The organism is Bradyrhizobium sp. URHA0013 (assembly GCF_000518345.1).
Classification (GTDB): Bacteria; Pseudomonadota; Alphaproteobacteria; order Rhizobiales; family Xanthobacteraceae; genus Bradyrhizobium.
In genome coordinates, this window is sequence record NZ_JADK01000003.1 from 196,051 (window position 1) to 219,817 (window position 23,767).

A 23,767-nucleotide genomic window follows, 5' to 3' on the forward strand; every position below is an offset into this window, starting at 1 on the left:
GTCTATGCCACAACAGTTCCGGTGGCGCCAGATCGCGCAGACTTGAAAGAAAAAGGGCCCGCATTGCGCGGGCCCTTTGATGTTACTTCATGTCTGCGAGTTCAGCGCAGATTGCCGCAGAAGCGCTGGATGCGCTTGCAGGCGTCTTCGAGGTCCGAGGTCTTGGTTGCGTAGGAGATGCGGAACGCGGGTCCAAGGCCGAAGGCCGAACCCTGCACCACGGCGACGCCTTCGGTCTCGAGCAGCTCGGTCACGAACGTCTCGTCATTGTCAATCACCTTGCCCGACGGCGCGGTCTTGCCGATGGTGCCGGCGCAGGACGGATAGACGTAGAAGGCACCCTCGGGACGCGGGCACTCGATGCCCTTGGCCTGGTTGAGCATGGAGACGACGAGGTCGCGGCGCTCCTTGAAGACCTTATTGTTGGCGGGGATGAAGTCCTGCGGACCGTTCAGGGCCTCAACCGCGGCCCATTGCGCAATCGACGACGGGTTCGAGGTCGACTGCGACTGGATCGTCGACATCGCCTTGATCAGCTGCGCCGGGCCGCCGGCATAGCCGATACGCCAGCCGGTCATGCAATAGGCCTTCGACACGCCGTTCACGGTGAGCGTGCGGTCGTAGAGTTTCGGCTCGACCTGCGCGACCGTGGTGAACTGGAAGTCGTCATAGACGAGATGCTCATACATGTCGTCGGTCATCACCCAGACGTGGGGATGCTTGACCAGCACGTCGGTGAGCGCCTTGAGCTCGGTCCTGGTGTAGGCAGCTCCCGTCGGATTCGACGGCGAGCACAGGATCACCCATTTGGTCTTCGGCGTGATCGCGCGCTCGAGCGCCTCGGCCTGGAGCTTGAAGCCGGTCGCGGCGGTGCAGACCACCGGCACCGGCTCGCCACCGGCCAGCGCCACCATCTCGGGATAGCTGACCCAGTACGGCGCGGGGATGATCACCTCGTCGCCCGGATTGATGGTTGCCATCAGCGCGTTGTAGAGCACCTGCTTGCCGCCGGTACCGACGATGATCTGGTTCGCCTTGTAGACGACGCCGTTCTCGCGCTGAAACTTGGCGATGATGGCTTCCTTCAACTCGGGAATGCCGTCGACCGCGGTGTACTTGGTCTTGCCGGCTTCGATGGCGTGGATCGCGGCCAGCTTGATGTTGGCGGGCGTGTCGAAGTCGGGCTCGCCGGCACCTAAGCCGATGACGTTGCGGCCCGCCGCTTTCAGCGCACGTGCTTTATCCGTGACCGCGATGGTCGCGGACGGCTTCACACGGTCGAGCGCAGCGGCAAGGAAGGACATCGTCATCTCCTGACAAGCGTCGTGAACCCTTTGGCTTCACGACTCCGATTGTGGGAATGAGCCACCCTAAAACGAGTGCCGTTGCACCGCAAGAAACTTCGGTCCGATCCCGCAAAAGTTTACGTGTCTGGCGCGCATCAAGCCGTGATTTCCCGCAATTTTCCGCAACTTTGCCAGGCAAATCCCACATATCCGACAAGGCGTGTCCTCGGAGCAATTTTGGCGGGTTGATCGCCGCGAAATCCAGACCGTCGTCATGCCCGGGCCTTGTCCCGCCTGCGCGGCCGAAGCCGCTTCGGTGCGGCGAAGGCCCGGGCATCCGTTCTGCTGCTGCGTAGCTCAGACGTGGATGGCCGGGTCAAGCCCGGCCACGACGAAGCGCGAGCGCTTGCGCTACACCAATGCAGGCGCCTTGCATCCGCGTGGTGACGCAAGCGTGAACTGAGTTGGATGGTCGCACGGAAATGATCTTCCGCCGCATTGCAATGCGGTAGGGTTTTCGAGTTTTTCTATTGGCCGGGTCTTGCGGCGGATTCGCATCGGCATCATTGTTTAGCCGCGTTGCGAGGCAACAAGCGCCGCGCCCTCCCGTCTTCCGGAATCTCCTCAGAATGTACAAGCTCTATTCGATGCAGCGCTCGGGCAACAGTTACAAGGTCCGCCTTGCGCTGGCGCTGCTGAACTTGCCTTACGAAGCGGTCGAGGTGGACATTCTGCGCGGCGAGAGCCGCACCCCGGATTTCCTGGCCAAGAACCCATCCGGTCAGGTGCCGCTGCTCGAGGTCGGCGACGATCGCTATCTCGCCGAGTCCAACGCCATTCTCTGGTACGTCGCCGTCGGCACGCCGCTCGCGCCGGAGAACCGCATCGATCGCGCCGACGCGCTGCAATGGATGTTCTTCGAGCAGCACGCGCTGGAGCCGAACATCGGCGCGGCCTATTTCTGGCTGTCGCTGGTAAGGGGCGGCCGCGACCTGCAGACTCATTCGCTGGAGGACTGGATGGAGCGCGGCTATGGCGCGCTCCAGGTGATGGAGAATCACCTCAAGACCAACGCCTATTTTGCGGCCCGGCAGCTCACGGTCGCCGACATCGCGCTGTACGGCTATACCCATCTCGCCGACCGCTGCGACTTCGACCTCTCGACCTTCCCGGCGATCCGTGACTGGCTCAAGCGCGTGGAAGCGGCGCCCGGCTTCGTCGCAATGGACTGGCGGCCGGCCGACATCGAGGATCCCGCCAGCATCGCCGCTGGCGCCTGAGGGATCGCGCTCTGGCGAATAGCGGGCATAAGGGTCACCATTGCCGCAATCTCGCCATTTTCCCTCGATTGGCCGCCGCAATATTGCCGATTGCAACAGTGAAATTGTTCGATGTCGCGGGTGATTCGCTCGCGCGTTGAAGGATTTAGACCATGATTCGGGTGTCCGGCACGGCAGGCTTTCAGGGCCCACCCGCTACCGTTTCGTCTTCCCGGCTGACCAATGCGGTCGCGGCCTCGCTCGCCGTCGCCGCGCTCTCGCTGTGCCTGATCGTCACCCTGACGGTGCTGTCGACCAAGGCGACCATGGCGATGGGCCTGCCGGTCTGATTCCCGCTTCATCCTGGACCCGCCTTCAAGGCGCCGCGTGGCCCGCACCGACCGGCATCGCGACAGGATTTCGATGAAATCACCTGTGGTCATCGTTGCAATCACCCTGACCGCGGCCATCCTGGTCGCGGCATCGCTGTTGATCTTCGTCGGCACACGCAAGGGCCAAGGGACGTCGACGCTGAATGCGCCCGCGCTGCAACAACGTCTCAGGCACGCGCATTTGGTCTAAAATCATCCGAAAGCTTTGCGCGTGAGCCAAAGCGCACCTTAAGCACACCGCGCGAAACCGCATCGCAATGGCGCAATGTTCGGTCAGTGTTGCCGCCTTACCTCGTTCAGGAAGGAGCGAGACAGGCCCATGCGGTTGGGATGGCGTGCGATCTCCGGTCCGGCGCTGACGGCAGCGACTTTGCTGCTGGCGATATTTTTCGATCGCTTCGTCCCCATTCCCTCGCCCGCGCCGCTGCTCGTCTGCATCGTGGCGCTCGCCGGCGCGCTCTCGGGTTCGGCTTCCGCCGTCGCCAGCGCAGCTATCGCCGTCATCGGCGCGGCACTACTGCTCCTCAGCCAGCACGGCGTTTCAGGCCTGACCACGGCGGATATGATCCGGCTCGGCCTCCTGGCGGCGGCCGCCGCGGGCACCGCAGGCATCACCGGCCTGATGCGCCAGCGGCTGCTCGGCACGTTTGCCGCCGAGCGTCGGAGCCACGCCATCGCCGCGCGGCTGTCGGCCGCGCTCGACCAGGTCGATATCGGCATCGTGCTGCTCGATGCCGAGACGCGCGCCGAATTCATCAACCGCGCGTTCCGCGACTATTTTGCGGTGCCGGACGACATCGCCGACGGCAAGCCGCCGTTCATCGCGCTGATGTATCACGGCCGCGACACCGGCGCGTTCGAATTGCCCCAGGACGAGCTCGGCACCTTCATCGCACAGCGCATGGAGATGGTGCGGATCGGCGATGCCACGCCGATCAACATCGCCTTGCGCAATGGCGAGGTGTTGCGCTTCGTCTGTGCCGCGCTGCCCGATGGCGGGCGCATGCTGAGCTACACGCCCGTGACCGACCTCGTGCGCCACACCGATGCGCCGTCCCGCGCCGACTACTACCGCTCACTGCGCGATCCCGCAGGCCGCAAGCTGATCCGTTATCTGCGCGTCGCGGAGTGATGCGCGATTGATCGACGCATCCATCATCACGTATGAAGGACGCCTCATCGATTGCGGGAATTTCATATGTCGCTCACCATTCGCCCCGTCACCAGGCAGGACTACGATCAATGGGTGCCGCTCTGGGACGGCTACAACGCCTTCTACGGCCGCTCCGGCCCGACCGCGCTCTCGCCCGAAATCACGCGCGTGACGTGGCAGCGCTTTTTCGATGCCTATGAGCCGGTGCACGGATTGGTCGCCGAGAGCGACGGCCGCCTGCTCGGGATGACGAATTACCTGTTTCACCGCAGCACCACCGCGATCGAGCCGTCCTGCTATCTGCAGGACCTGTTCACGACCGAGGACGCACGCGGCAAAGGTGTCGGCTCGGCGCTGATCCACGGCGTCTACGAGCGCGCGAAGCTCGCAGGCTCCCCGCGCGTGTACTGGCAAACGCATGAGACCAACGTCACGGCGCAGGGTCTGTACGACAAGGTCGCCGAGCGTTCCGGCTTCATCGTCTATCGCAAGATCTTCTGATCGTCGCGACGCGGGGCCTGTGGATAACTTTGCCTGTCACCCGCGCGTAACATAGCGGGACTAGGCTGCAGCTGCGTCTGATCAGCCCCCCGTCACCGATCAAGCGCCCCAAAGCGGTCCCCGTCAGTCGCCGCGTCTGACAGGGGCCGCATTTTTTTGTCGGCAGTCGTTGTCCGCAGTTCCTTGTCAGCATGGCAGCAACGCGGCGCGCGGCTTGCTGCAGCGGCGCAGCGCAGTCACAATGCGCCCCTGCCTATCTCCGACAGGGATCTCCCATGGAAATTCGTAATCTCGGCGCCTCCGGCCTACGCGTGTCTGCGGTCGGGCTCGGCTGCAACAATTTCGGCCAGCGCACGGATTTGGAGACCTCGCGCAAGGTGATCCATCGCGCGCTCGATCTCGGCATTACGCTGTTCGACACCGCCGACATCTATGCCGGCATGGGCGGTTCGGAAACGGTGCTCGGCACCGTGCTCGGCGACCGCCGCAAGGAGATCGTGCTCGCCACCAAATACTCAAAGCCGATGGCGACCGACGGAACCAAGCAGGGCGCTTCGCGCCGCTACATCATGAACGCAGTCGAGGCGAGCCTGACGCGGCTCAAGACCGACTATATCGATCTTTATCAGCAGCACGATTACGACCCGCTGACGCCGATGGAGGAGACGCTGCGCGCGCTCGACGATCTCATCCGTCAGGGCAAGGTGCGCTACATCGGCAATTCCAACTTTCCGGCCTGGCGCATGGCGGAAGCCGAATTCACCGCGCGCGCGATGAATGTCAGCCGCTTCGTCTCGTGCCAGGATGAATACAGCCTGCTGGTGCGCGACATCGAAAAGGACCTGCTGCCGGCCGCACAGGAGTACAAGCTCGGCCTCCTGCCGTTCTTCCCGCTTGCAAGTGGGCTCCTCACCGGCAAGTACCAGCGCGGCGCGGCGGCCCCGACCGATACGCGCTTCGGCAAGGTACCGGCGTTACGCGACCGCTACGTCACGCCGCGCAATGAGGACATCGTCGAGAAGCTCACGGCATTCGCGAAGGCGCGCGGCCACAGCATGCTCGAGCTCGCCTTCTCCTGGCTCGCCGCGCGCCCGCAAGTGTCGAGCGTGATTGCCGGCGCCACCCGCGTCGAGCAGGTCGAGGAGAACGTGAGGGCGATTGCGTGGAAGCTCGGTGCGGAGGAGATGGCGGAGATCGATAAGATCACGCTGGGCTGATCGTTGCGAAGTGGCGCGCTACTTGGCGCCATGTCCGACCGTCTGGATCACCTCGAAGCCCTCGAACTGGGGATGGCCGAGATAGGTCGGCTTGGTGTCGCCGGCCCGCGCATGCGCGGCACGAAAAGCATCCGATTTGGTCTAGGCCTCGAACGCGGCGTGGTTGGCCCAGATCGTGTGCGAGGCGTACAGTGTGTGGTCCTCGAGCTCGGGCCGCGCAGCAAATGAAACTCGACGAAGCCCGGCACCTTGTCCAAATGAGTATCGCGCGAAAGCCAGACCTGCTCGAAGGCGGCCTCGGAGCCCTTGGCGACGCGGAAGCGGTTCATAGCGATGTACATGGGGATGATCTCCTGATGTTCGGCTAATGATGTCGTCATTCCGGGACGCGCCGCAAGGCGCGGGCCCGGAATCGCAGTTAAGTAACCAGCCCCTTCATCGGACGTGCGCTTGCGCTATCCGGGAACACCGTTTCGGCCAGCACGCGATCCGACAGGCCGAACTGCCCCTGCAGCACGCCCTTGATCACGGAGCGCAGATCGGTGGTGGGCTTGAGATCGCGGGCCTCGAAGAGGTTGGCGGGCTTGAGGCCGGGCCAGTCGGCGATGACGCGGCCGCCCTTCACCGCGCCGCCGGCGAGGAGCGCGATCGTTCCCGTGCCGTGATCGGTGCCGTCGGTGCCGTTGATGCGCGCGGTGCGGCCGAATTCAGTGGCGACCACCACGGCGGTGTCGCGCCAGCGCTCGCCTAAGCCGCTTTCGAATTCGGCGAGCGCACCGTCGAGCCCGCCGAGCAGGAAGGCGAGGCGACCGATCGGCCCGCCTTCATTGGCGTGCGTGTCCCAGCCGTCGAAAGCGAGCGCTGCGATCCGCGGGCCGTCGTCGGACGCCATCAGTTTTGCGGCGCCGCGCGCGACTTGCCGCATCTGCGCGACCGCATTGCCGGGCTTCGGCTTCATGTCGTCGCCGCTTGCGGCCTTTTCCAGCGCAAGGCCCTGCGACAGCACGGCCGCCAGCGCGGGATCGCGGTGACGGTAGAGCTCGACCAGGCGCATCGCGGTGTCGTCATCGGCTTGCGGCAGCGCCACCGGCGCCCAGCCGACGGTCGGCGCATTGCCGCGCAGCACCAGCGGCGTGGTCGGGCCGACGGCAAGAGCGCTCGACACCCGCTCGCCGCGCGGCAGCGCTTCCAGCGCGCGGTTGAGCCAGCCGGATTGCACGCGCCCCGGGCCGGTGTAGCCGCTTTCGAGCACGTCCTGACCGTCGAAATGCGAGCGGTCGCGATAGGGCGTCGCCACCGCGTGGATCACCGCGGCGTGCCTATCGCGATACATGCGTGCGAACTCGGGCATCGCCGGATGCAGCGCAAAGAAAGGATCAAGCATGATCGCGGGATGGGCACCGTCCGCCGTCAGCGCGATCGCCCCGTGCAAGCCGGCATAATCGGGATCGCCGACCGGCGCGACGGTCGAAAGCCCGTCAAGCGCGCCGCGCAGGATCACCACGATCAGCCGGGGATCCCGGCCATCAGCCGCGCGGGCGAATTTCGGCAAATATGCCCACGCCGCAAAAGAGGCACCGCGGAGCAGGAGGCCGCGGCGCGAGGTGAGGAGCCGGTTCTCGACGCAGTCGATCATCATCATCTTCTCTGCATTTCCGGCGACATCAACAGCAGCGCCAGCGCCTGCTGCCGCGACTCCGCCCGCTCGATGGTGCGGCGCGTTTCGATCGAGGCCGCATCTGCGGCCGCAAATTCCAACAAATCGAGCGGATCGATGTTGGGCCCAAGCCGCGCGCCCATTTGCGCGGCAATGTCGAGCCGGAGCTTGATGCCTTCGGGAGCAGCCCACGCGGCGCTGGTATCGGCGAAACCATTCGGGCCGGCCGGCGACCACAGCGGCTGGCCCAGCAGATTGAGGTTGTTGAGATAGGCGCCGGGATCCTCCGGCACGCGCGCGAGCAGCCGGCCGCTCGCGACCAGGAAATCATAGGGGCTCCGCATCTTCGTCAGCGGCGCCTTCCACGCCTCGTCGGAATCGACCAGTGCGGTTGCGAGCGCCTTGAGATCCCCGTCGGTCTTGATGAAGACATCGCGCAATCGCGCCACCAGCGCCGGCGGCGGATCGTCGGCGACGAAATGGCGAACGAATTTGGTGGCGATGAAATTCGCGGTCGAGGAATGGCGTGCGATGTCCGCAAGCGCGGCTTCGCCCTGCGCAAGGCCGGTCGGCTCGTAGGTCCTGCCGAGCAGCATTTGCGGCCCGGGCTGGTGCGCATTGACATTGAACACGAACGAACCGGGCACCCCCAGCTGTCCCTGCCGGCCGGCAAAGGTCCAGCCGGTGATGATGCGCGCGAGCGAGGTGACGTCGTCCTGCGTGTAGCCGCCGCCGACGCCGAGCGTATGCAGCTCCATGATCTCGCGCGCGAGATTTTCGTTGAGCCCGCGCTTGCGGTTCTGGCCCGCGCGCGAGTCCGGTCCGAGCGATTGCTGGTTGTCGAGGAAGAACAGCATCGCCGGATGCTGCTCTACCGCCTTCAGCATGTCGGCGAAACGCCCGAGCACATGCGGCCTGATCGCCTCGCGCTCGAACGCGCCGGCCCATATCCGTGCCAGCTCGCCCTTGCTGGCGGAGATACAGAAATGGTTGGACCAGAACACGACCAGACGTTCGGTGAAGCCGCATTCGACCAGGGTCGCGCGCTGCAACCGCGCCAGTGCCTCGGCGCGAAAGGTCTTTTGGATGACGTTGAGCGGCTGCGGGGCGGGTTTTGCGGCAGCCGGCGCGGCCGCGTTGGGCTGCATGGTGTACGGCTTGGCCATATTGTCCGCCGGCTTGTTATCAATCGGCTTATTTTCAGTAGGCTTGGACTCAGCCATCTGGCCGGCGATCTCGGTTGCCACGGCGTTCAGCGAGAGATTGCGGCGCGGTCCGGGCTTCTGATCGACCGGCGCTTGCGACGGCGCCTCGGCCGGCGCGCCGGCTTTGGCGGCGGCCTCGCGCGCCTGCTTGACCTGATCCTGATAGGCGAACACGGCCTGCCCGAGCTGCGGCGTGGATTGCAGGCCCGGCGCCTCCAGCAGTACAGCGTTGGGACGAGCCAGTTCCGCCTTCACAAAACCGCGAGGATCGGAGGCCGCATTGATGAGATCGCCGGATGCACCACCACGGGCGCCGAAGCCGAAACGGTTGAGCGCGACGAGCGCGGCTTGCGAATCGCGGGCCATCGATGTGTCCTTCGCGCGTTGCCAACCGCTTTCCTGATACGTGCGCGAGGCCTAATATACCGCAGCGGGAGATGAACCCGGCATGAAAATGACAGCACGGCTTTTGCGCAAATCATGACAAATCCGCAAGACATTCCGGTGCAGGAGCCGCGACGCCTCGCCTGCTCCCGCTGCGGCACCGAGTTCGGCTGCGACCTCTCGGGCACCTGCTGGTGCGCGGAAGAAACGGCACGGCTACCGATGCCGGTCAAGGGCGAGGATTGTTTGTGCCGGGCTTGCTTGCGTGAGGCGGCGGCGATGCATAGCCCGGATGGAGCGAAAGCGTAATCCGGGCTACGAAGCTTACACCGCGTGCCCCGGTGACTTCCGGGCCATGCCGTCGAACGCCTCCAGCAGCTTTTCGCGCCAGGCGTAGACCGGGTCGTCCGCCTCGAGCAGCTTGAACGGGCTCGTCACGCGCGCCCACTGAAAACCGCCGAACACGATGTAGTCGGCATAGTTCGGTGCGGCGCCGCCGATGAAGGGCTGCTTCTTCAGGGTCTGCCGCATCACCTCGAGCGATTTGCGGAAGGCGACCACGCCGGCATCGCGGCTGGCCATGATCTCTTCAAGCGTCTTGCCGCCGAAACGCGCCTCGCGCGACTGGCGGAAATAGGCGGCGTCCACCTCGTCTAGATTCTTCGGGATGTCGGCGATGATCAGCGGAAAGATGCCGCCGACGATGGCGATGTCGCCCCAGGCGTTGAGCATGCGCGCCATGGCGCGGCCACCCTCGCCGCCGAACAGCGACGGACGGTCCGGAAACTTGTCTTCGAGATAGGTCGCGATCGCCCAGGAATCGACCACCGGCTGGTCGTGATGCAGCAGCACCGGCACCTTCTCCGAGCCGTGCGGCGCAATCGCGCTTTTCTCGGTGAAGCGCCAGGGCAGCGTTTCCGCCGAAAGGCCCTTGTGTGCCAGCGCCATCCGCGTGCGCCAGCAGAACGGGCTGAACGGTCGCGAGGCGTCGGTGCCGACGAGTTCGAACAGTTTGAGCGACATAAAAAGGGTCTCCCGGTATTCCGTCGTTGCGAGCGAAGCGAAGCAATCCAGGACTGCCGCCGCGGAAACATTCTGAATTGCTTCGCTTGCGCTCGCAATGACGGATGTGGCGAGAGCTAGCGCCCGTTCGTGCGCAGCAGCTTCTCGCCGTCTTCCGTCACCGCGATGATCAGCCCCATTCCGGGGAGCGTCTCGCGCGCGACATAGCCGCGGTCGGCGGCGTCTTCCCAGATGGTGAGGCGCGGGCACGAGGTCTTCCAGGTCGCGATCACCTCGGCATAGGCGCGCGGCTCGCGCGCAACCCATTCGACGAAGTCCAGCACCAGCGGGTCGGCAGTCTCGCTCATTGCAAACCTCCCTTCTCGAAGGCCGCCAGCACGGGCGTGCGGACCAGCAGCCAGCTGCCATAGGCGACGTAGTAGCAGGCGATGGTGGTGATCAGCTTCATCGACCAGGCCACGAATTGCTGGTCGGTCATGGCTTCGAGGATGCGCCGCGCCAGCGTGGTGCCGAACATGGATGCTGCGATCGCGACGGCCGCGAGCACGGGATCGAGCGTCGCGGCCTGGTCGATCACGCCGCCGAAATAGATCAGCTTGGTGAAATGGCTGACGAGCTGGCACATCGCCTTGGTCGCCACCTTCTCGCGCCGGCCGAAATCGCCGCCGAGGAAGAAGGTGTCGAGCAGCGGTCCCGACACGCCGGTCATCAACATGAGGCCCATGCAGATCGTGCCGTAGACGGTGCCCTGCCAGAGACGGTCGGGATCCGGCTTGATGTTCGCGGGCAGCAGCCGCGCCATGAACGGGGTGATGCCGAGCAGCAGCAGCGCGACCGGCTTGTCGGGCACGTAGCGCGTGAGCGACCACGCCGCGAGCGCGACGGCCGCGCCGACCATGTAGTTTGCGACCGGCCGCCAGCGGATATGCGCGCGGCAGAGAAAGGCCCGCCAGCCGTTCGAGGCCATCTGCGTGATCGCATGCAACACCATCGCGGTCGGCAGCGGCATCAGGGCCAACAGCACGCCGATCAGGATCAGCCCGCCCGCCATCCCGAACAGCCCCGACAGGAACGCGGTGCCGACCATCAGCAATCCAAGGGCAGCGATCGTGATGGGCGTCACGTAAAAATCTCCTGTTGGCCTTCTCCCCGCTTGCGGCGCGTGCGAAGAGAAACGTGCCCCGCTTGCGCCGTCTACGCAAACTGAGTTATCTTGACCTGGCATCAGCTTTCCTGAGGGTCGTTCATTTGCGACGCTTGCTGTTTCTCAACGGCATCAAGGCATTCGAAGCCGCGGCGCGGGCCGGCAGCTTTGCCGCGGCCGGCCTCGAACTGAGCGTATCGGCAGCGGCGGTCAGCCGCATGGTGCATATCCTGGAAGAACGGCTCGGCGTCGCGCTGTTCGAGCGCAAGGCCAACAAGCTGCTGCTCACGCAGGCGGGCCGCGCCTATCAGAGCGGGCTGACCCCGATCTTCGACGCGCTCGCAAGCCTCACCGCCCAGGTGACGGCGCCCTCGAGCGTCCGCGTGCTCACCATCGGCATCGGCCACACCTTCGCGATGCGCTGGCTGATCCCGCGCCTGTCGGAGTTTCGCAACGAGGAGCCCGACATCGAGGTGCGCTTCACCACCGGCGGCGCGTCGGTGCCGTTCGGCGAAGACTGGAGCTGCGGCATCCAGCTCGGGACCGGCGACTGGCCCGGGCTGGTGGCCGAGCCGCTGTTCGACGGCGACCTCACGCCGGTCTGCGTGCCTCGCCTGGCTTCCTCGCTGAAGCGCCCGGCCGATCTTAGGGGACCGAGCCTGATCCGCGTCGCGCATTCGCCCGAGGACTGGCCGATCTGGCTCAAGGCCGCGAACCTCGCGCGCATCAACGCGCGGGGGCCGGAGTTCCAGTTCTACGGCCAGGCGCTTCAGGCTGCCGCCGACGGGCTCGGCATCGCCATGGGCATCCGGCCCTATATCGACGACGATCTCGCCGCCGGCCGACTGGTCGCGCCATTCGACCTCTCCGTGCCCAAGGGCATGCGCTGGTACCTGCTCTATCGCAGCTTCCAGACCGAGCAGCGCGACTTTGCCGCGTTCCGCCGCTGGATCATGCGCGCGGCGTCGGAACCCGCCGCCCGTCCGGTCCGGCGGACCGGCCGCACCAGCGCGCGGAACTGACGCTGCAGCCGCCCTTTGGGCAAAAAAGCCCGCCGCTTGTGAACGGCTTCACATCCTGAAATCCGCAAATGTGGTCCCCTGACCCTCCAACAAGGCGCTCGAACAAAACATTTTGGGGACTGCAATGACGACCCTCTACGACGGCTTTGACATCGAATCCTTCGAAGCGGGCAAGGGGCTGTGGCACGCCCGGATCCGACGTGCCGATTTCAGCCCGGTTGCCATCGACGGCGTGCTGTTTCCGGCCATGGAAGTCGGCTTCGCCTGGCCCGATCCCGATGCCGCGATTGCCCATGCCAAGCATCACATCGATCGCTTCCGCCGGCGGGCCGACGACAGCGACGACGAATAGGCGAGCGGGACTGCAGGCGACCAAGGAACGGCGCAGGGTCAAAGGGGGAAACCGGTCATGTCAGTCATCGAATTCGAAGACACGCCGCGGCCGGGGATTTACACCCGCAATGTGCTGTCGAATTGCCCGGAATGCGACGGCGATCTCACGGTGCTCCGCGTGATCGGCGGCCGTGCCGGATGCGAGTATTGGGCCATGCGCTGCACCGATTGCGGCGGCATCCACCTCGACATCCTCGAGCCACGTCAGGCGGCCGGGGACGACGAGGGACCGTCGCCGGCGGCCTGATCGCAAGATCCGGCGATCCAATCCTGCTGCCAACCTGCTGTCAGCAGTCTGATCCGGGAGGGGGCATTCGCTCTTTATTGCGAGGCGGACTCGCCCCATATTCGGAGCATGGCGAAGAAACCTGCATCCTCCGAAAAATCCGGGAAATCCCCCAAGACCAAGGCTCCGAACGCGAAGGCGCCCAATTCCAAGGCGTCTCGCCCCGACGTGCAGCCGATCGGGCCGGCGCTGGCCGAGTTGCTCAATCCCGCAATCAATCGCGGCGATGCCGGGCTCGGATCGGGCACCGGCCTGCAGCCGCCGCCGGACAATTCGCGCGACCGCCGCTCCGGGGGCGAGGCCGCCGCGCATCGCGCGCGGACCTCGACGCCGAAGGAGTTTCCGCAAGACAATACACGGCCGATGCCGCTGCGGCCCAATCCGCAGCCGCCCGGCGCCCGCGACGCGGGCTTCGAGGAAGCACCGCAGGCCAATTACGGAACCGCGGCCACGATCCCGACGCTCGATCCGGAGCTGGCGCGTCAGCTCGGTCTTCCCACGGAAGAGGACGATGCCGAAGCCCTGGCGCGTCCGCCGCGCAGCAAGATGGAGGCGCTCGGCGTCAAGGCGACCGCCGACGCGCTGGAATCGCTGATCCGCGAGGGCCGGCCGGAGTTCCGCAAGGACGACGGCTCCACCAGGGTGTGGACCCCGCATCGGCCGCCGCGTCCGGAAAAGTCCGAAGGCGGCGTGCGCTTCGAGATCAAGTCGCATTACGAGCCGCGCGGCGACCAGCCGACCGCGATCGCCGAGCTGGTCGAGGGCATCAATCGCAATGACCGCTCTCAGGTGCTGCTCGGCGTCACCGGCTCCGGCAAGACCTACACCATGGCCAAGGTGATCGAGGCCACGCAGCGGCCCGCCATCATCCTGGCGCCGAACAAGACGCTCGCCGCCCAGCTCTATGGCGAGTTCAAGAGCTTCTTCCCCGACAACGCGGTCGAGTATTTCGTCAGCTATTACGACTACTACCAGCCCGAAGCGTATGTCCCTCGCACCGACACCTACATAGAAAAGGACTCCTCGATCAACGAGCAGATCGACCGCATGCGCCACTCGGCGACGCGCGCGCTGCTCGAACGCGACGACGTCATCATCGTCGCCTCGGTGTCCTGCATCTACGGTATCGGCTCGGTCGAAACCTACACCGCGATGACCTTTGCCCTGAAGAAGGGCGAGCGCATCGACCAGCGCCAGCTCATCGCCGACCTCGTCGCGCTGCAATACAAGCGCACCCAGGCCGATTTTACCCGCGGCACATTTCGCGTGCGCGGCGATGTCATCGACATCTTTCCGGCGCACTATGAAGACCGCGCCTGGCGCGTGAACCTGTTCGGCGACACCGTCGAGACCATCGAGGAGTTCGACCCGCTCACCGGCCACAAGCAGGACGAGCTCGAATTCATCAAGATCTACGCCAACTCGCACTATGTGACGCCGCGCCCGACGCTGGTGCAGGCGATCAAGTCGATCAAATCCGAATTGAAGATGCGGCTGGACCAGCTCCACGACCAGGGCCGCCTGCTTGAGGCCCAGCGGCTGGAGCAGCGCACCACCTTCGACCTCGAGATGATGGAGGCGACAGGAAGCTGCGCCGGCATCGAGAACTATTCGCGCTATCTCACCGGGCGCCTGCCCGGCGAGCCGCCGCCGACGCTGTTCGAATACGTGCCCGACAACGCGCTGGTGTTCGCCGACGAGAGCCACGTCACCGTTCCCCAGATCGGCGGCATGTTCCGCGGCGACTTCCGCCGCAAGGCGACGCTCGCCGAATACGGCTTCCGGCTGCCCTCCTGCATGGACAACCGCCCGCTACGCTTCGAGGAATGGGACATGATGCGGCCGCAGACGGTCGCGGTCTCGGCCACGCCCAGCGCCTGGGAGATCAACGAGAGCGGTGGCGTGTTCGTCGAGCAGGTGATCCGACCGACCGGCCTGATTGATCCTCCCGTCAACATCCGCCCGGCCCGCACCCAGGTCGACGATCTCGTCGGCGAGGTCCGCGCCACGGCCCAGGCCGGCTATCGCTCGCTGATCACGGTGCTGACCAAGCGCATGGCGGAGGATCTGACCGAATATCTGCACGAGCAGGGCATTCGCGTCCGCTACATGCACAGCGATATCGACACCATCGAGCGCATCGAGATCATCCGCGATCTGCGCCTCGGCGCGTTCGACGCGCTGGTCGGCATCAATCTGCTGCGCGAAGGCCTCGACATTCCCGAGTGCGCGCTGGTCGCGATCCTCGATGCCGACAAGGAAGGCTTTTTGCGCAGCGAGACCTCGCTGATCCAGACCATCGGCCGCGCCGCGCGCAACGTCGACGGCAAGGTGATCCTCTATGCCGACCAGATGACGGGCTCGATGGAGCGCGCCATCGCCGAAACCGACCGCCGCCGCGAGAAGCAGGTCGAGTACAACACGGCGCATGGCATCACGCCGGAGAGCATCAAGAAGTCGATCGGCGACATCATGAACAGCGTCTACGAGCGCGATCATGTGCTGGTCGAGATCGGCGGCCACGACATGACCGACGACGTCATCTCGATCGGCCACAATTTCGAAGCCGTGCTCGGCGATCTCGAGACCAGGATGCGCGAGGCCGCGGCCGATTTGAACTTCGAGGAAGCCGCGCGCCTGCGCGACGAGGTCAAGCGGCTGCGCGCCACCGAGCTCGCAGTGGTCGACGATCCCACCGTCAAGCAGCGCACCGTGCAGGGCAAGGCCGGCGCCTATGCGGGCGCGAAGAAATACGGCGACGCCGCCAATTTGCCGGTCAGCGCCATGAAGAAGAAGACCGTGAGCTCGGCGCTGAAAGCGAGCGGCGGCGGCAGCGGCTCGAAGGTGCACAAGCCGCATCTCGACGAGATGCACGGCCCGGAATCCCTGCCCTATCGCGGGGACCGCGCACTGCCATCGAAACCGTTCGGCGGCGAGAGCCGGATCATCCAGCCGACGGACTCGAGGCAGTCGGGACCGGAGTTCGGGCCATCGCCGCGGTCGAGCGGAGGCGCGCCGGGGCATAGAGGTGGGTGGAAGAAGAGGTAGGGGGTGCAGAGCGCCGGCGCCGCCGATGGTTGTTCATGGCGGCGAGAATGATGAGAACGCGAGCTCACCCCACGCTTGCCGCCAGCAGCGACAACAGCAGCACTGAGGCCACCAATTGCATCGACGTCGCGGGCTTGGCGCGCCAGCGGGCGATCTTGTCGGAGAAGGACAGGCTGGCGTCGAAGAACAGCGGTTCGTAGGCGTTCTTTGCAAATCCCGGGAATGTCGATCCTGCCCAGATGGAGAGGAAGCTGTAGAAGATCGTCGCCATGGTGATGGTAAGCATGGGATTGCCGCCATGATGGTTGCCCAGGAGCTTCACCATCAGGGACGCCGCGGCAAAGATTGGAAATCCCTGCAGGATCGCGGTGAGCGCAAAGCCTTCGAGCCAGTTGAGCGGGCCCGATTTCGACGCGGTGATGAAGGGCATGATGCGATCACCCCACGCTCGCCGTCACCACGGCCATCACGGACAGCAGCAGCACGATGGTCATGAGTTGCAACGAGGCGACCGGTTGGGTTCGCCATGCCGTGATCTTGTCGGTGAGCGACAGATGGGCCTCGAAGAACTTTGGTTCGTAGACGGTCTTGAAGAAGGTCGGGAAGCTCGGCCCGAAGGTCACCGCAAGCAGCGCATGGGCGAGCGAAGCGATGGCGACGAAGATGGCGACGCCGGGATCGCCGACCAGGTCGTGATTGCCGACCAGCTTGAGCAGGAAGGCGGCGGCGGCGAAGGTCGGGAAGCTCTGCAGCGTCGCGGTCAGCGCGAGGCCTTCGAGCGCGTTATGCAGGCTGGACTTTCTGACTCTGGCGATGGCGGCCATGGCACGTCTCCCTGAGGACATGCGGATGAATCTAGCCGCCATCAGGGAGGCATGATGTGAGATGCGTCACGCCCATTTCCTCTGCGGGAACAAGGCGCGCGCCCCCCGAATGACCAAGGTTACAGCTTGCCCTGCCCGTTCACCTGGCTCTGCTGTTGCCGCTGTCTCTCCTGCTCTTGCTGCTCCTTGGCATGGTGGCGGCCGTAGAGGCAGCCGGCGGCGGCGCCGAGGACGCCGTGATGGCCGGCATAGTGGCCGGCGACGCCGCCGACGACGGCACCCTTGATGCAGCCCTTGGCGTTGGCGGCGGAAGTCGCGCCACAGATGAGAAGTACGGCGGCGATGGCGGCGAGGGATTTCATGGATCGATGTCTCCGGATGCGGCCTTGCGACCTCAACGGGCACAGGCCCGTCCCGGTTCCGCGTTCGCTTCCTGCGTCCACGCCAGCCACGCGAATTCGTGCAGGCGCCCGGTCGCTCAACCCCCAATTGCAGTCATGAACCTGGCATTGCGCTTGCGCGTCATACGTCTGCAATATTCCCTGTGGGTTTGCGGATTGCCGGTATCCGAGGCCGCGCATTAGCTCGGCGCAAGCTCCACACGGCCAATGAGGACGGGCGGAATGACGGTCGAGAAGCTCAATCGCCAGCGTGTGCTGCATCTGCTCGACGCGATCGCGCGCAGCGATCTCGAGGCGGCGCTGTCGTGCTGCACCGACGACGTCGACTTCCTCACCCACGCGCCGATCGACGTGCTGCCCCACATGGGCCCCTGCCACGGCAAGCAGGAGCTCGGCGAATTCTGGCGCACCGTGCAGGAGCGATACGCCGAGATCCGCTACGAGGTGCCGCAGATCATCGCCGAAGGCGACGCGGTCGCGGCCTATCTGCGCGTGTTCTTCAGGAAGCGCAGCAACGACCGCATCATTCAGGTCGACATGGCCATATTCTACAATTTCCGCAACGGCCAGGTGGCGCAGATCCGCGAGATCATCGATTCCTACGACCTGGTGCAGCAGGTGCTGGAACGTGAGATCGGCCCGCTGATCGTGGGCGAGCGGGTGGACGGGGCTTAGCTCTCTCCAAACCGGCCCGGACCGGGAAAATACGGGGTTCTATTGTAAATCTCACACGCCGCGATCAATTGTGCATTGCGAAAACGTGAATTGCGTTTTGGCCGAATTGGCGTATTTTGTTCGTATACAAATGAGTTGAGCGACCCCGCGGCACCTATCCCGTGCGCTTGGGGTTGTTTTTCGTTTTTTCGCAAGCCAGCTTCAGGACTGCCCAAAATGACAGAGCACAGCCTCTGGCGTTTCTCGCGAGCATTGCACCGCGCGATCAACGACCGGCATTTCGAGGACATCGAGGCCCTGATCGACGAGGACGTCGAGTGGGCGCTCTACGGCCCGATCGACATGTTTCCGTTCCTCGGCGCGCGCCAGGGCAAGGACGCCGTGCTCGACGTCATCCGCCAGTTCGCCGACAACTTCCAGGTCCGCCGCTTCGACCGCGAGAGCATCATGCTGGGCGTTGATTCCGCCGCCTCGATGCTGCGCTATTCGCTGACCGCGCTGGATTCCAGCAAGCCGATCAGCTTGCGGGTGGCGCAGTTCGCCCAGTTCAGGGCGGGCAAGCTCACCAGCATGCGCGTGCTGATCGACACGTTTGATCTGGTCGAGCAGGCACTCGGCCGCGCCATTCATCTGCCGAAGATGACCAGCGTCGGCTGAACGGAACACCAACGGGCCCCGCTGTTCGGGACCGATGGCTGATGCTCTCCGCGACGCGTCCTGGCCTCCAGCCCCGCCGGATGCAATCGTGGAGAAGCTCGCCATCGGGCGCGCGCCTTTCGCGCGGCCCGTTGGTTCGCATTCGATGGAACCGCCACAATTTCGCAACGATGGTTCCGCATCCTCGGCGGGAACTGGGCTGACGGGCAGGACGATGGAATTCGCGACAGGGTTTGGCTGGACCAGGCTGCCGATGCTGGCGGCCGCTTTGATCTTGGGCTCGGTGCTGACGGTGTCGGCGCAGATCATTCCGCCCTTCTCCCCCGGCCCGGCCGCAGCGTCCGACGACGAGGCCGAGGGGGCGGAGGCCCCCGACGTCAACGACCCCGACGTGCTGAGCGGCATCGACGTCGACAAGCTCGACTGGGGCCAGCTTGCGATCGACGCCGGCACGCTCAACGACATCATCGCCGCCAAGAAGCGCGCCCAGGCCGCCGCCAAGGACGGGCTGAACTGGGCGACGAACGCCAACGCCAACGGCTCCTCGGCGGTGACTGTGAAGCAGTCGGTATCCTCATTCTGGGACGCCCGCATCGGCGCCGACATGACGGTGACGAGCGAGCCGCGGACGATGTCCGAGCTGCTGGCGCAGAAGGCCACCAATGGCGGCAGCGTGCCTCAGTCGTCCGGCAGCGCCTGGGCGGCCGCGACCGCGCCCGGCGCGGGCGCGATCTGGGACAAGACCGCTGTGGAGGCCCGCGTCGATCCCGGCGCCGAACAGAGCAAGCTCGGGGCCTCGCTGACCAAGTCGGTGCCGCTGACGGGCGACACGTCGCTGACGCTGCAGAACGGCTACAGCGTCAACCAGCAGGGCACCACGGCGCTCCCCGGCGTCGGTGGTCGCGTCACGCGCAATTACGAGACCGACCAGTCGGCCAAGGTCACCCTCACCGACACCGGCACCAGCATCACCGCGGGCCAGTCGCTGTCGACCACCGACGACAAATGGCTGCGCAAGGTCGGCGCCGAACAAAAGCTCTTCGACAACGTCACCGTCTCCGGCTCGGTCGGCGAAACCTCGCAAGGGGCGATCAACAAGAGCCTGACGGCGGGTTTCAAGAAGAGCTGGTAGGTCGGGCGCGAATCTTTCTCCTCATCCTGAGGAGCGCGCTTGCGCGCGTCTCGAAGGATCGAGGCCCTCGCGGCGACAGCCGGGCCTGCATGGTTCTCGCGGCTGTGCGCAGCACCGTCCGCCGCGCGCTTCGCGCTCCTCACCATGAGGAGATTGGTTCCTTCTCCGCGGACAGCATTCAGACTCCCGTAACCATACGCCACGGCAAAGCCCACGAATGGACCGCCCTTGCCGCACCTCGGCCAAGTTGCGGCCAAAATCCGACGCCCTAGTCCCAGACTGACGTCGTCGTGCGGGGGACACTCGCGCTGCGCTCAACGCGAACAGGGGAATAACGATGAACGCCATGCGTCCGGAAAAGACCGAAGGCACCGAGACCGAGACCATCGACACCAACCTCGCCGCAGTGACGGAAGTCGAAGCCGGCATCCGTGACTTCGTCCGCAACGACATCGCCTATCTGCGCCGTCCGGCAGCGACCGCCACGGACGCGCCGCCGCTTGATCCGAGCGCGGAGGCCACCGTCACCAACGTCAACTCGCTGATCCAGCGCGTCGCCGGCACCTCCCTCGCCGAGATCGAGAATTTGATCTCCGAGCTCGAGAGCCTGCGCGACCTGCTCCACGCCGAAGGCCAGCGCGTCCAGCGCGAGATCTCCGGCTACGCCCAGCTCAGCCAGGCCGCGATGAAGTCGACCCGCATGATCGCCGACAACGTCTCGCAGTGGAAGCGCGCCGCCGACGGCCTGCGCAACAGCTGATCGCTGACATCACGCATCACCAGCCGCCGCGTTCCGAAAGGGGCGCGGCGGTTTTGATTCGAGGGTGCCTTCTCAAGCGCAGCTGTCATCACCCGCGAAAGCGGGTGATCCAGTATTCCAGAGGCAGCGAGGCTAGAACCGAGAGCCCCCCGGCGTACTGGATGCCCCGCGTTCGCGGGGCACGACAGCGGAGGATTTTGAACTTCCCGCATCCACCCGGCGACTAACGCCAAGCGCTCTTGCCATCGCGGCCGGGCCTGGGGACATGTCATGGAAAGCATTCGGCCCGACACCACGGACCCGATACCGCTACAGCCCGCGCCGAACCAGTTCGGCACGATCATGTTGCGTTTTGTCGGATTGCTGGCGGTTGCGATCGCGATCTTGGCGTTCGTCTATAGCCGCTGAGGCGGAGGCCGCGTTGCGGCCCCGCGGAGTTAACGAAGTCTTACCGGGCGGCTTCCACGGTCGAAGCTTCCAAGGTGTAGGCACCGTCGGCATAGCCCTTCACCACCATGCCCGCGACCAGCATCACGGCCAGCGTCGCGGTAGCAAAGATGAATCCGACCAGCTTGAGTGCGCCGCGGTCTGCCATGGTCCTCGTCCCCTGTACTCTGCCCAGTTCGTTCAAATAGACAGCGACAGGTTCATAATTGGTTAGCAACTCGATGGTTCCCCCAACTGCTTCGCGGGAAAACCATGTTGCGCAGGCTTATGGCAGCCACCCGGAATCGCGTCCATAGCGCGGGGGCAACACTCGCGCGCTGTTTTTGCCGTTCATCCTGGAACGAATCTAACCGCCGTTCGCACGCATCGGCACGAAAGCACTGGCGGTGATGGCGTAGACGTCCTCGCCGCGCTGGTTGGTACCGGTGGTGCGCGCGGTCAGGATGCCCCAGCCGGGTCGCGAGGCGGAGCTGCGCTTGTCGATGACGACGTTGACGTAGGTGACGATGTCGCCGGCGAGCACCGGCCTGATCCAGCGCAGGTCGCGAAAGCCCGGCGAAGGCCCCCATACCGCGACCTCCTCGCCGCGCGAGGCGGCTTCCCGCGCCAGACGCTGTCCGTCGGCGACAAGCAGGCTCATGCAGGCCGAGCCGACATGCCAACCCGAGGCCGCGAGCCCGCCAAACAGCGAGTTCTTGCCCTCCTCCTCGTCAAGGTGAAAACGCTGCGGATCGAACTTTGCGGCGAATGTCTTGATCGACTCGGCCGTGAACGTATAGGCGCCGATCTCGCGGCGATGCCCAATCTCGATCTCCTCGAAAAACGGCATCAGACCGCTCCCTCGCGCCGCTTGATCAGGATCGGCGACGTCATCTCGCACAGCGCCTCACCCCTGGCGTTACGCACGGTGCATTTGAACTTGACGATGCCGAGTTCCGGCCGGCTCTTCGAGGTGCGGGCCTCCACGACGTCGACGTCGAGCGTGAGGTCGTCGCCGGGTCTGAGCGGCGACAGCCAGCGCACCTCATCGACGCCGGGAGATCCCAGCGAAGCGGCGCGGGTAATGAAACCGTCGGCCATCATCCGCATCATCAGCGAACAGAGATGCCAGCCCGAGCCGGACAGGCCGCGCAGCATGCTTTTGCCGGCGGCCTCCTCGTCGAGGTGCATCGGCTGCGGATCGAACTCGGCGGCAAAGGCCAAGATCTCGTCGCGCGTGACATGGCGCGGGCCGAATGTTCCGAACCGGCCGGGCGGGAAATCTTCGAAGGTCAGGGTCATCTTGGGAAAGGTTTGAGGGAATGACAGATTGTGGCCGCACTTTGCGGCAATCTCAACCCGCCGGCCCGCATGGCTCGTGCTACATTCGGCGCACGGCGTTGGTCTTGAGTCGGATCGAGCAGGGGCCACGATCCATTTGCAAGGCCCGACAACACCTGAATTGCCCTGGGGAGAGCAATGTTTTCATTCAGCGACCTGTTTCAATGGGACCGCTTCATCACGCCGACGATCATCAAGACCTTCTACTGGCTGGTGATCGCGCTGATCTGCCTGTTCGGCCTCTCCGGCATCTTCTCCGGCCTCGCGATGATGGCGATCAGCCCGTTCGGCGGCTTCCTGATGCTGCTGTCGTCGATCGCGAGCGTCGTCGTCGGGATCGTGTTCTCGCGCATCATCGCGGAGCTGATCCTGATCATCTTCCGCATCAACGAGCATCTCGGCGCGATCAGGGATCAGGGCGGCGGGGTACGGTGAGGCTTCCGTGTCCCGGACGGTGCGTCCGGGGCACGAACTCCGGAATCTTACGTGTTGAACCTGAAATGCATCACGTCGCCGTCGGCGACGACGTATTCCTTGCCTTCAAGGCGGAGCTTGCCGGCATCGCGGGCGCCGGCTTCGCCGCCGAGCGTGATGTAGTCCTCATACGCGATGGTCTCGGCGCGGATAAACCCCTTCTCGAAGTCGGTGTGGATCACACCGGCCGCGCCCGGCGCCTTGGTGCCGCGATAGATGGTCCAGGCACGTGCTTCCTTCGGGCCCACCGTGAAATAGGTGATGAGGTCGAGCAGCGTGTAGCCGGCGCGGATCAGGCGATCGAGGCCGGCCTCTTCGAGACCCAGCGTCTCCAGGAAGTCGGCGCGTTCGTCACGCGAGATGGTGGCGATCTCGGACTCGATTTTTGCCGAGATGACGACGGCAATGGCGCCTTCCTTGGCAGCCTGGTCCTGCACCGCCTTCGAGAACGAATTGCCTGATGCGGCCGAGCCTTCCTCGACGTTGCAGACGTAGAGCACGGGCTTGGACGACAGCAGGCCGAGCATCCCGAAGGCGCGCTCCTCCTCCGCCTTGCGCTCGACCAGGCGCGCGGGCTTGCCCTCGCGCAGCAGCACCAGGGTGCGATTGACGAGGTCGAGCTGCTCCTTGGCGTCCTTGTCGTTGCCCTTGGCCTTCTTGGACAGATTGTCGACGCGCTTCTCGAGGCTGTCGAGATCGGCGAGCATCAGCTCGGTCTCGATGGTCTCGATGTCGGCGAGCGGGGCGATCTTGCCCTCGACATGGGTGATGTCGGAATCCTCGAAGCAGCGCACGACATGCGCGATGGCGTCGACCTCGCGGATGTTGGCGAGGAACTGGTTGCCGAGGCCTTCACCCTTGGACGCGCCGCGCACGAGGCCGGCGATATCCACGAAGGTCAGCCGGGTCGGGATGATCTGGCCCGACTTGGCGATCGCTGCGAGCTTGTCGAGCCGCGGATCCGGCACCGCGACCTCGCCGACATTCGGCTCGATGGTGCAGAACGGATAGTTCGCCGCCTGCGCCGCGGCCGTCTCGGTCAGCGCGTTGAACAAGGTCGATTTGCCGACATTGGGCAATCCGACGATCCCGCATTTAAATCCCACG

30 protein-coding genes and 1 pseudogene are annotated in these 23,767 nt (G+C 65.0%); 17 read left to right on the forward strand and 14 right to left on the reverse strand.

All coding sequences use genetic code 11. The features are described 5' to 3' along the window. Window positions 1-101: 101 nt before the first annotated feature. Window positions 102-1,304, reverse strand: a complete 1,203-nt coding sequence (locus N551_RS0100940; RefSeq protein WP_007596745.1) for a pyridoxal phosphate-dependent aminotransferase — start codon at window positions 1,302-1,304, stop codon at window positions 102-104. Window positions 1,305-1,915: 611 nt separating this feature from the next. On the opposite strand from N551_RS0100940, the gene N551_RS0100945 reads away from it, so the two are divergent. From N551_RS0100945 to N551_RS0100970, 6 genes are all read left to right on the forward strand, one after another. Beyond that, on the forward strand, window positions 1,916-2,566 hold the full coding sequence (locus N551_RS0100945) for a glutathione S-transferase family protein (RefSeq protein WP_007596746.1): 651 nt from the start codon (window positions 1,916-1,918) through the stop codon (window positions 2,564-2,566). Window positions 2,567-2,718: 152 nt separating this feature from the next. Beyond that, window positions 2,719-2,895 carry a hypothetical protein gene (locus tag N551_RS38590; protein WP_197031094.1) on the forward strand — a complete coding sequence of 59 codons (177 nt, stop codon included), beginning with the start codon at window positions 2,719-2,721 and terminating at the stop codon, window positions 2,893-2,895. A 37-nt stretch (window positions 2,896-2,932) separates the two neighbouring features. Next, entirely contained in the window at window positions 2,933-3,127 is a 195-nt protein-coding gene (locus N551_RS37665) for a hypothetical protein (RefSeq protein WP_155809328.1), read from the forward strand. A 129-nt stretch (window positions 3,128-3,256) separates the two neighbouring features. Then, window positions 3,257-4,069, forward strand: coding sequence for a PAS-domain containing protein (locus N551_RS0100960; RefSeq protein ID WP_027565352.1), 813 nt, complete (start codon window positions 3,257-3,259; stop codon window positions 4,067-4,069). Window positions 4,070-4,135: 66 nt separating this feature from the next. Continuing rightward, window positions 4,136-4,591: a GNAT family N-acetyltransferase gene (locus N551_RS0100965; RefSeq protein ID WP_027565353.1), complete on the forward strand. Its 456-nt coding sequence runs from the start codon at window positions 4,136-4,138 to the stop codon at window positions 4,589-4,591. Between the two features lie 275 nt (window positions 4,592-4,866). Then, window positions 4,867-5,808, forward strand: coding sequence for an aldo/keto reductase (locus N551_RS0100970; protein WP_027565354.1), 942 nt, complete (start codon window positions 4,867-4,869; stop codon window positions 5,806-5,808). Between the two features lie 18 nt (window positions 5,809-5,826). Here N551_RS0100970 and N551_RS36750 read toward each other — a convergent pair. From N551_RS36750 to N551_RS0100985, 3 genes and pseudogenes are all read right to left on the reverse strand, one after another. Further along, window positions 5,827-6,149, reverse strand: a pseudogene (locus N551_RS36750) (antibiotic biosynthesis monooxygenase). A gap of 77 nt (window positions 6,150-6,226) precedes the next feature. Beyond that, complete coding sequence (locus tag N551_RS0100980) at window positions 6,227-7,444, reverse strand: DUF1501 domain-containing protein (RefSeq protein ID WP_035961094.1); 1,218 nt, start codon at window positions 7,442-7,444, stop codon at window positions 6,227-6,229. A 2-nt stretch (window positions 7,445-7,446) separates the two neighbouring features. Continuing rightward, on the reverse strand, window positions 7,447-9,036 hold the full coding sequence (locus N551_RS0100985) for a DUF1800 family protein (RefSeq protein ID WP_027565356.1): 1,590 nt from the start codon (window positions 9,034-9,036) through the stop codon (window positions 7,447-7,449). Window positions 9,037-9,150: 114 nt separating this feature from the next. Between N551_RS0100985 and N551_RS39160 the strand changes: the two genes are divergently transcribed. Then, window positions 9,151-9,363: a cysteine-rich CWC family protein gene (locus N551_RS39160; RefSeq protein ID WP_081747782.1), complete on the forward strand. Its 213-nt coding sequence runs from the start codon at window positions 9,151-9,153 to the stop codon at window positions 9,361-9,363. Between the two features lie 15 nt (window positions 9,364-9,378). Here N551_RS39160 and N551_RS0100990 read toward each other — a convergent pair whose 3' ends face one another. The 3 genes from N551_RS0100990 to N551_RS0101000 all read right to left on the reverse strand — a co-directional run bounded on the left by N551_RS0100990 (window position 9,379) and on the right by N551_RS0101000 (window position 11,200). Next, a complete protein-coding gene (locus tag N551_RS0100990) occupies window positions 9,379-10,077 on the reverse strand; it encodes a glutathione S-transferase family protein (RefSeq protein ID WP_027565357.1) in 699 nt (232 codons plus the stop codon). Window positions 10,078-10,193: 116 nt separating this feature from the next. Beyond that, window positions 10,194-10,424 (reverse strand): hypothetical protein, encoded by a 231-nt coding sequence (locus N551_RS0100995; protein ID WP_027565358.1) that lies wholly within the window; start codon window positions 10,422-10,424, stop codon window positions 10,194-10,196. Then, the gene (locus N551_RS0101000) at window positions 10,421-11,200 is read right to left on the reverse strand and encodes a sulfite exporter TauE/SafE family protein (RefSeq protein ID WP_027565359.1); all 780 of its coding nucleotides are present in this window, start codon (window positions 11,198-11,200) and stop codon (window positions 10,421-10,423) included. The genes N551_RS0100995 and N551_RS0101000 overlap by 4 nt, the downstream gene beginning before the upstream one ends. Window positions 11,201-11,325: 125 nt before the next feature. Between N551_RS0101000 and N551_RS0101005 the strand changes: the two genes are divergently transcribed. The 4 genes from N551_RS0101005 to uvrB all read left to right on the forward strand — a co-directional run bounded on the left by N551_RS0101005 (window position 11,326) and on the right by uvrB (window position 15,970). After that, complete coding sequence (locus N551_RS0101005) at window positions 11,326-12,243, forward strand: LysR substrate-binding domain-containing protein (protein WP_027565360.1); 918 nt, start codon at window positions 11,326-11,328, stop codon at window positions 12,241-12,243. Window positions 12,244-12,367: 124 nt separating this feature from the next. Further along, entirely contained in the window at window positions 12,368-12,595 is a 228-nt protein-coding gene (locus tag N551_RS0101010) for a hypothetical protein (protein ID WP_007614796.1), read from the forward strand. A 57-nt stretch (window positions 12,596-12,652) separates the two neighbouring features. Continuing rightward, on the forward strand, window positions 12,653-12,883 hold the full coding sequence (locus N551_RS0101015) for a hypothetical protein (protein WP_027565361.1): 231 nt from the start codon (window positions 12,653-12,655) through the stop codon (window positions 12,881-12,883). 108 nt (window positions 12,884-12,991) lie between these two features. Continuing rightward, window positions 12,992-15,970 (forward strand): excinuclease ABC subunit UvrB, encoded by a 2,979-nt coding sequence (gene uvrB / locus N551_RS0101020; RefSeq protein ID WP_081747783.1) that lies wholly within the window; start codon window positions 12,992-12,994, stop codon window positions 15,968-15,970. A 64-nt stretch (window positions 15,971-16,034) separates the two neighbouring features. Here uvrB and N551_RS0101025 read toward each other — a convergent pair whose 3' ends face one another. From N551_RS0101025 to N551_RS0101035, 3 genes are all read right to left on the reverse strand, one after another. After that, entirely contained in the window at window positions 16,035-16,400 is a 366-nt protein-coding gene (locus N551_RS0101025) for a hypothetical protein (RefSeq protein ID WP_027565363.1), read from the reverse strand. Between the two features lie 7 nt (window positions 16,401-16,407). Next, entirely contained in the window at window positions 16,408-16,794 is a 387-nt protein-coding gene (locus N551_RS0101030; RefSeq protein WP_027565364.1) for a hypothetical protein, read from the reverse strand. A gap of 119 nt (window positions 16,795-16,913) precedes the next feature. Further along, on the reverse strand, window positions 16,914-17,156 hold the full coding sequence (locus N551_RS0101035) for a hypothetical protein (protein ID WP_027520351.1): 243 nt from the start codon (window positions 17,154-17,156) through the stop codon (window positions 16,914-16,916). A gap of 261 nt (window positions 17,157-17,417) precedes the next feature. Here N551_RS0101035 and N551_RS0101040 point away from each other — a divergent pair, with 261 nt between their 5' ends. The 5 genes from N551_RS0101040 to N551_RS38595 all read left to right on the forward strand — a co-directional run bounded on the left by N551_RS0101040 (window position 17,418) and on the right by N551_RS38595 (window position 20,827). Then, window positions 17,418-17,870, forward strand: a complete 453-nt coding sequence (locus N551_RS0101040; RefSeq protein WP_027565365.1) for a nuclear transport factor 2 family protein — start codon at window positions 17,418-17,420, stop codon at window positions 17,868-17,870. Window positions 17,871-18,086: 216 nt separating this feature from the next. Next, the gene (locus N551_RS0101045; RefSeq protein ID WP_018453530.1) at window positions 18,087-18,527 is read left to right on the forward strand and encodes a nuclear transport factor 2 family protein; all 441 of its coding nucleotides are present in this window, start codon (window positions 18,087-18,089) and stop codon (window positions 18,525-18,527) included. A gap of 214 nt (window positions 18,528-18,741) precedes the next feature. Then, a complete protein-coding gene (locus tag N551_RS0101050) occupies window positions 18,742-19,659 on the forward strand; it encodes a hypothetical protein (RefSeq protein ID WP_027565366.1) in 918 nt (305 codons plus the stop codon). A gap of 337 nt (window positions 19,660-19,996) precedes the next feature. Further along, window positions 19,997-20,419 carry a hypothetical protein gene (locus N551_RS0101055; RefSeq protein ID WP_007614810.1) on the forward strand — a complete coding sequence of 141 codons (423 nt, stop codon included), beginning with the start codon at window positions 19,997-19,999 and terminating at the stop codon, window positions 20,417-20,419. A gap of 270 nt (window positions 20,420-20,689) precedes the next feature. Then, window positions 20,690-20,827, forward strand: a complete 138-nt coding sequence (locus N551_RS38595; protein ID WP_197031095.1) for a hypothetical protein — start codon at window positions 20,690-20,692, stop codon at window positions 20,825-20,827. Window positions 20,828-20,867: 40 nt separating this feature from the next. Here the strand turns inward: N551_RS38595 and N551_RS38600 are convergent, their stop codons facing one another. The 3 genes from N551_RS38600 to N551_RS0101075 form a co-directional block, all read right to left on the reverse strand. Then, a complete protein-coding gene (locus N551_RS38600) occupies window positions 20,868-21,014 on the reverse strand; it encodes a hypothetical protein (RefSeq protein ID WP_007596790.1) in 147 nt (48 codons plus the stop codon). A gap of 198 nt (window positions 21,015-21,212) precedes the next feature. Next, a complete protein-coding gene (locus N551_RS0101070; protein ID WP_027520354.1) occupies window positions 21,213-21,695 on the reverse strand; it encodes a MaoC family dehydratase in 483 nt (160 codons plus the stop codon). Continuing rightward, window positions 21,695-22,147, reverse strand: coding sequence for a MaoC family dehydratase (locus tag N551_RS0101075; protein WP_027565367.1), 453 nt, complete (start codon window positions 22,145-22,147; stop codon window positions 21,695-21,697). The genes N551_RS0101070 and N551_RS0101075 overlap by 1 nt, the downstream gene beginning before the upstream one ends. A 177-nt stretch (window positions 22,148-22,324) precedes the next feature. Between N551_RS0101075 and N551_RS0101080 the strand changes: the two genes are divergently transcribed. After that, the gene (locus N551_RS0101080; protein ID WP_007596805.1) at window positions 22,325-22,621 is read left to right on the forward strand and encodes a DUF4282 domain-containing protein; all 297 of its coding nucleotides are present in this window, start codon (window positions 22,325-22,327) and stop codon (window positions 22,619-22,621) included. A 47-nt stretch (window positions 22,622-22,668) separates the two neighbouring features. Here N551_RS0101080 and ychF read toward each other — a convergent pair whose 3' ends face one another. After that, window positions 22,669-23,766, reverse strand: coding sequence for a redox-regulated ATPase YchF (ychF, locus tag N551_RS0101085; RefSeq protein WP_027565368.1), 1,098 nt, complete (start codon window positions 23,764-23,766; stop codon window positions 22,669-22,671). Window position 23,767 lies beyond the last annotated feature (1 nt).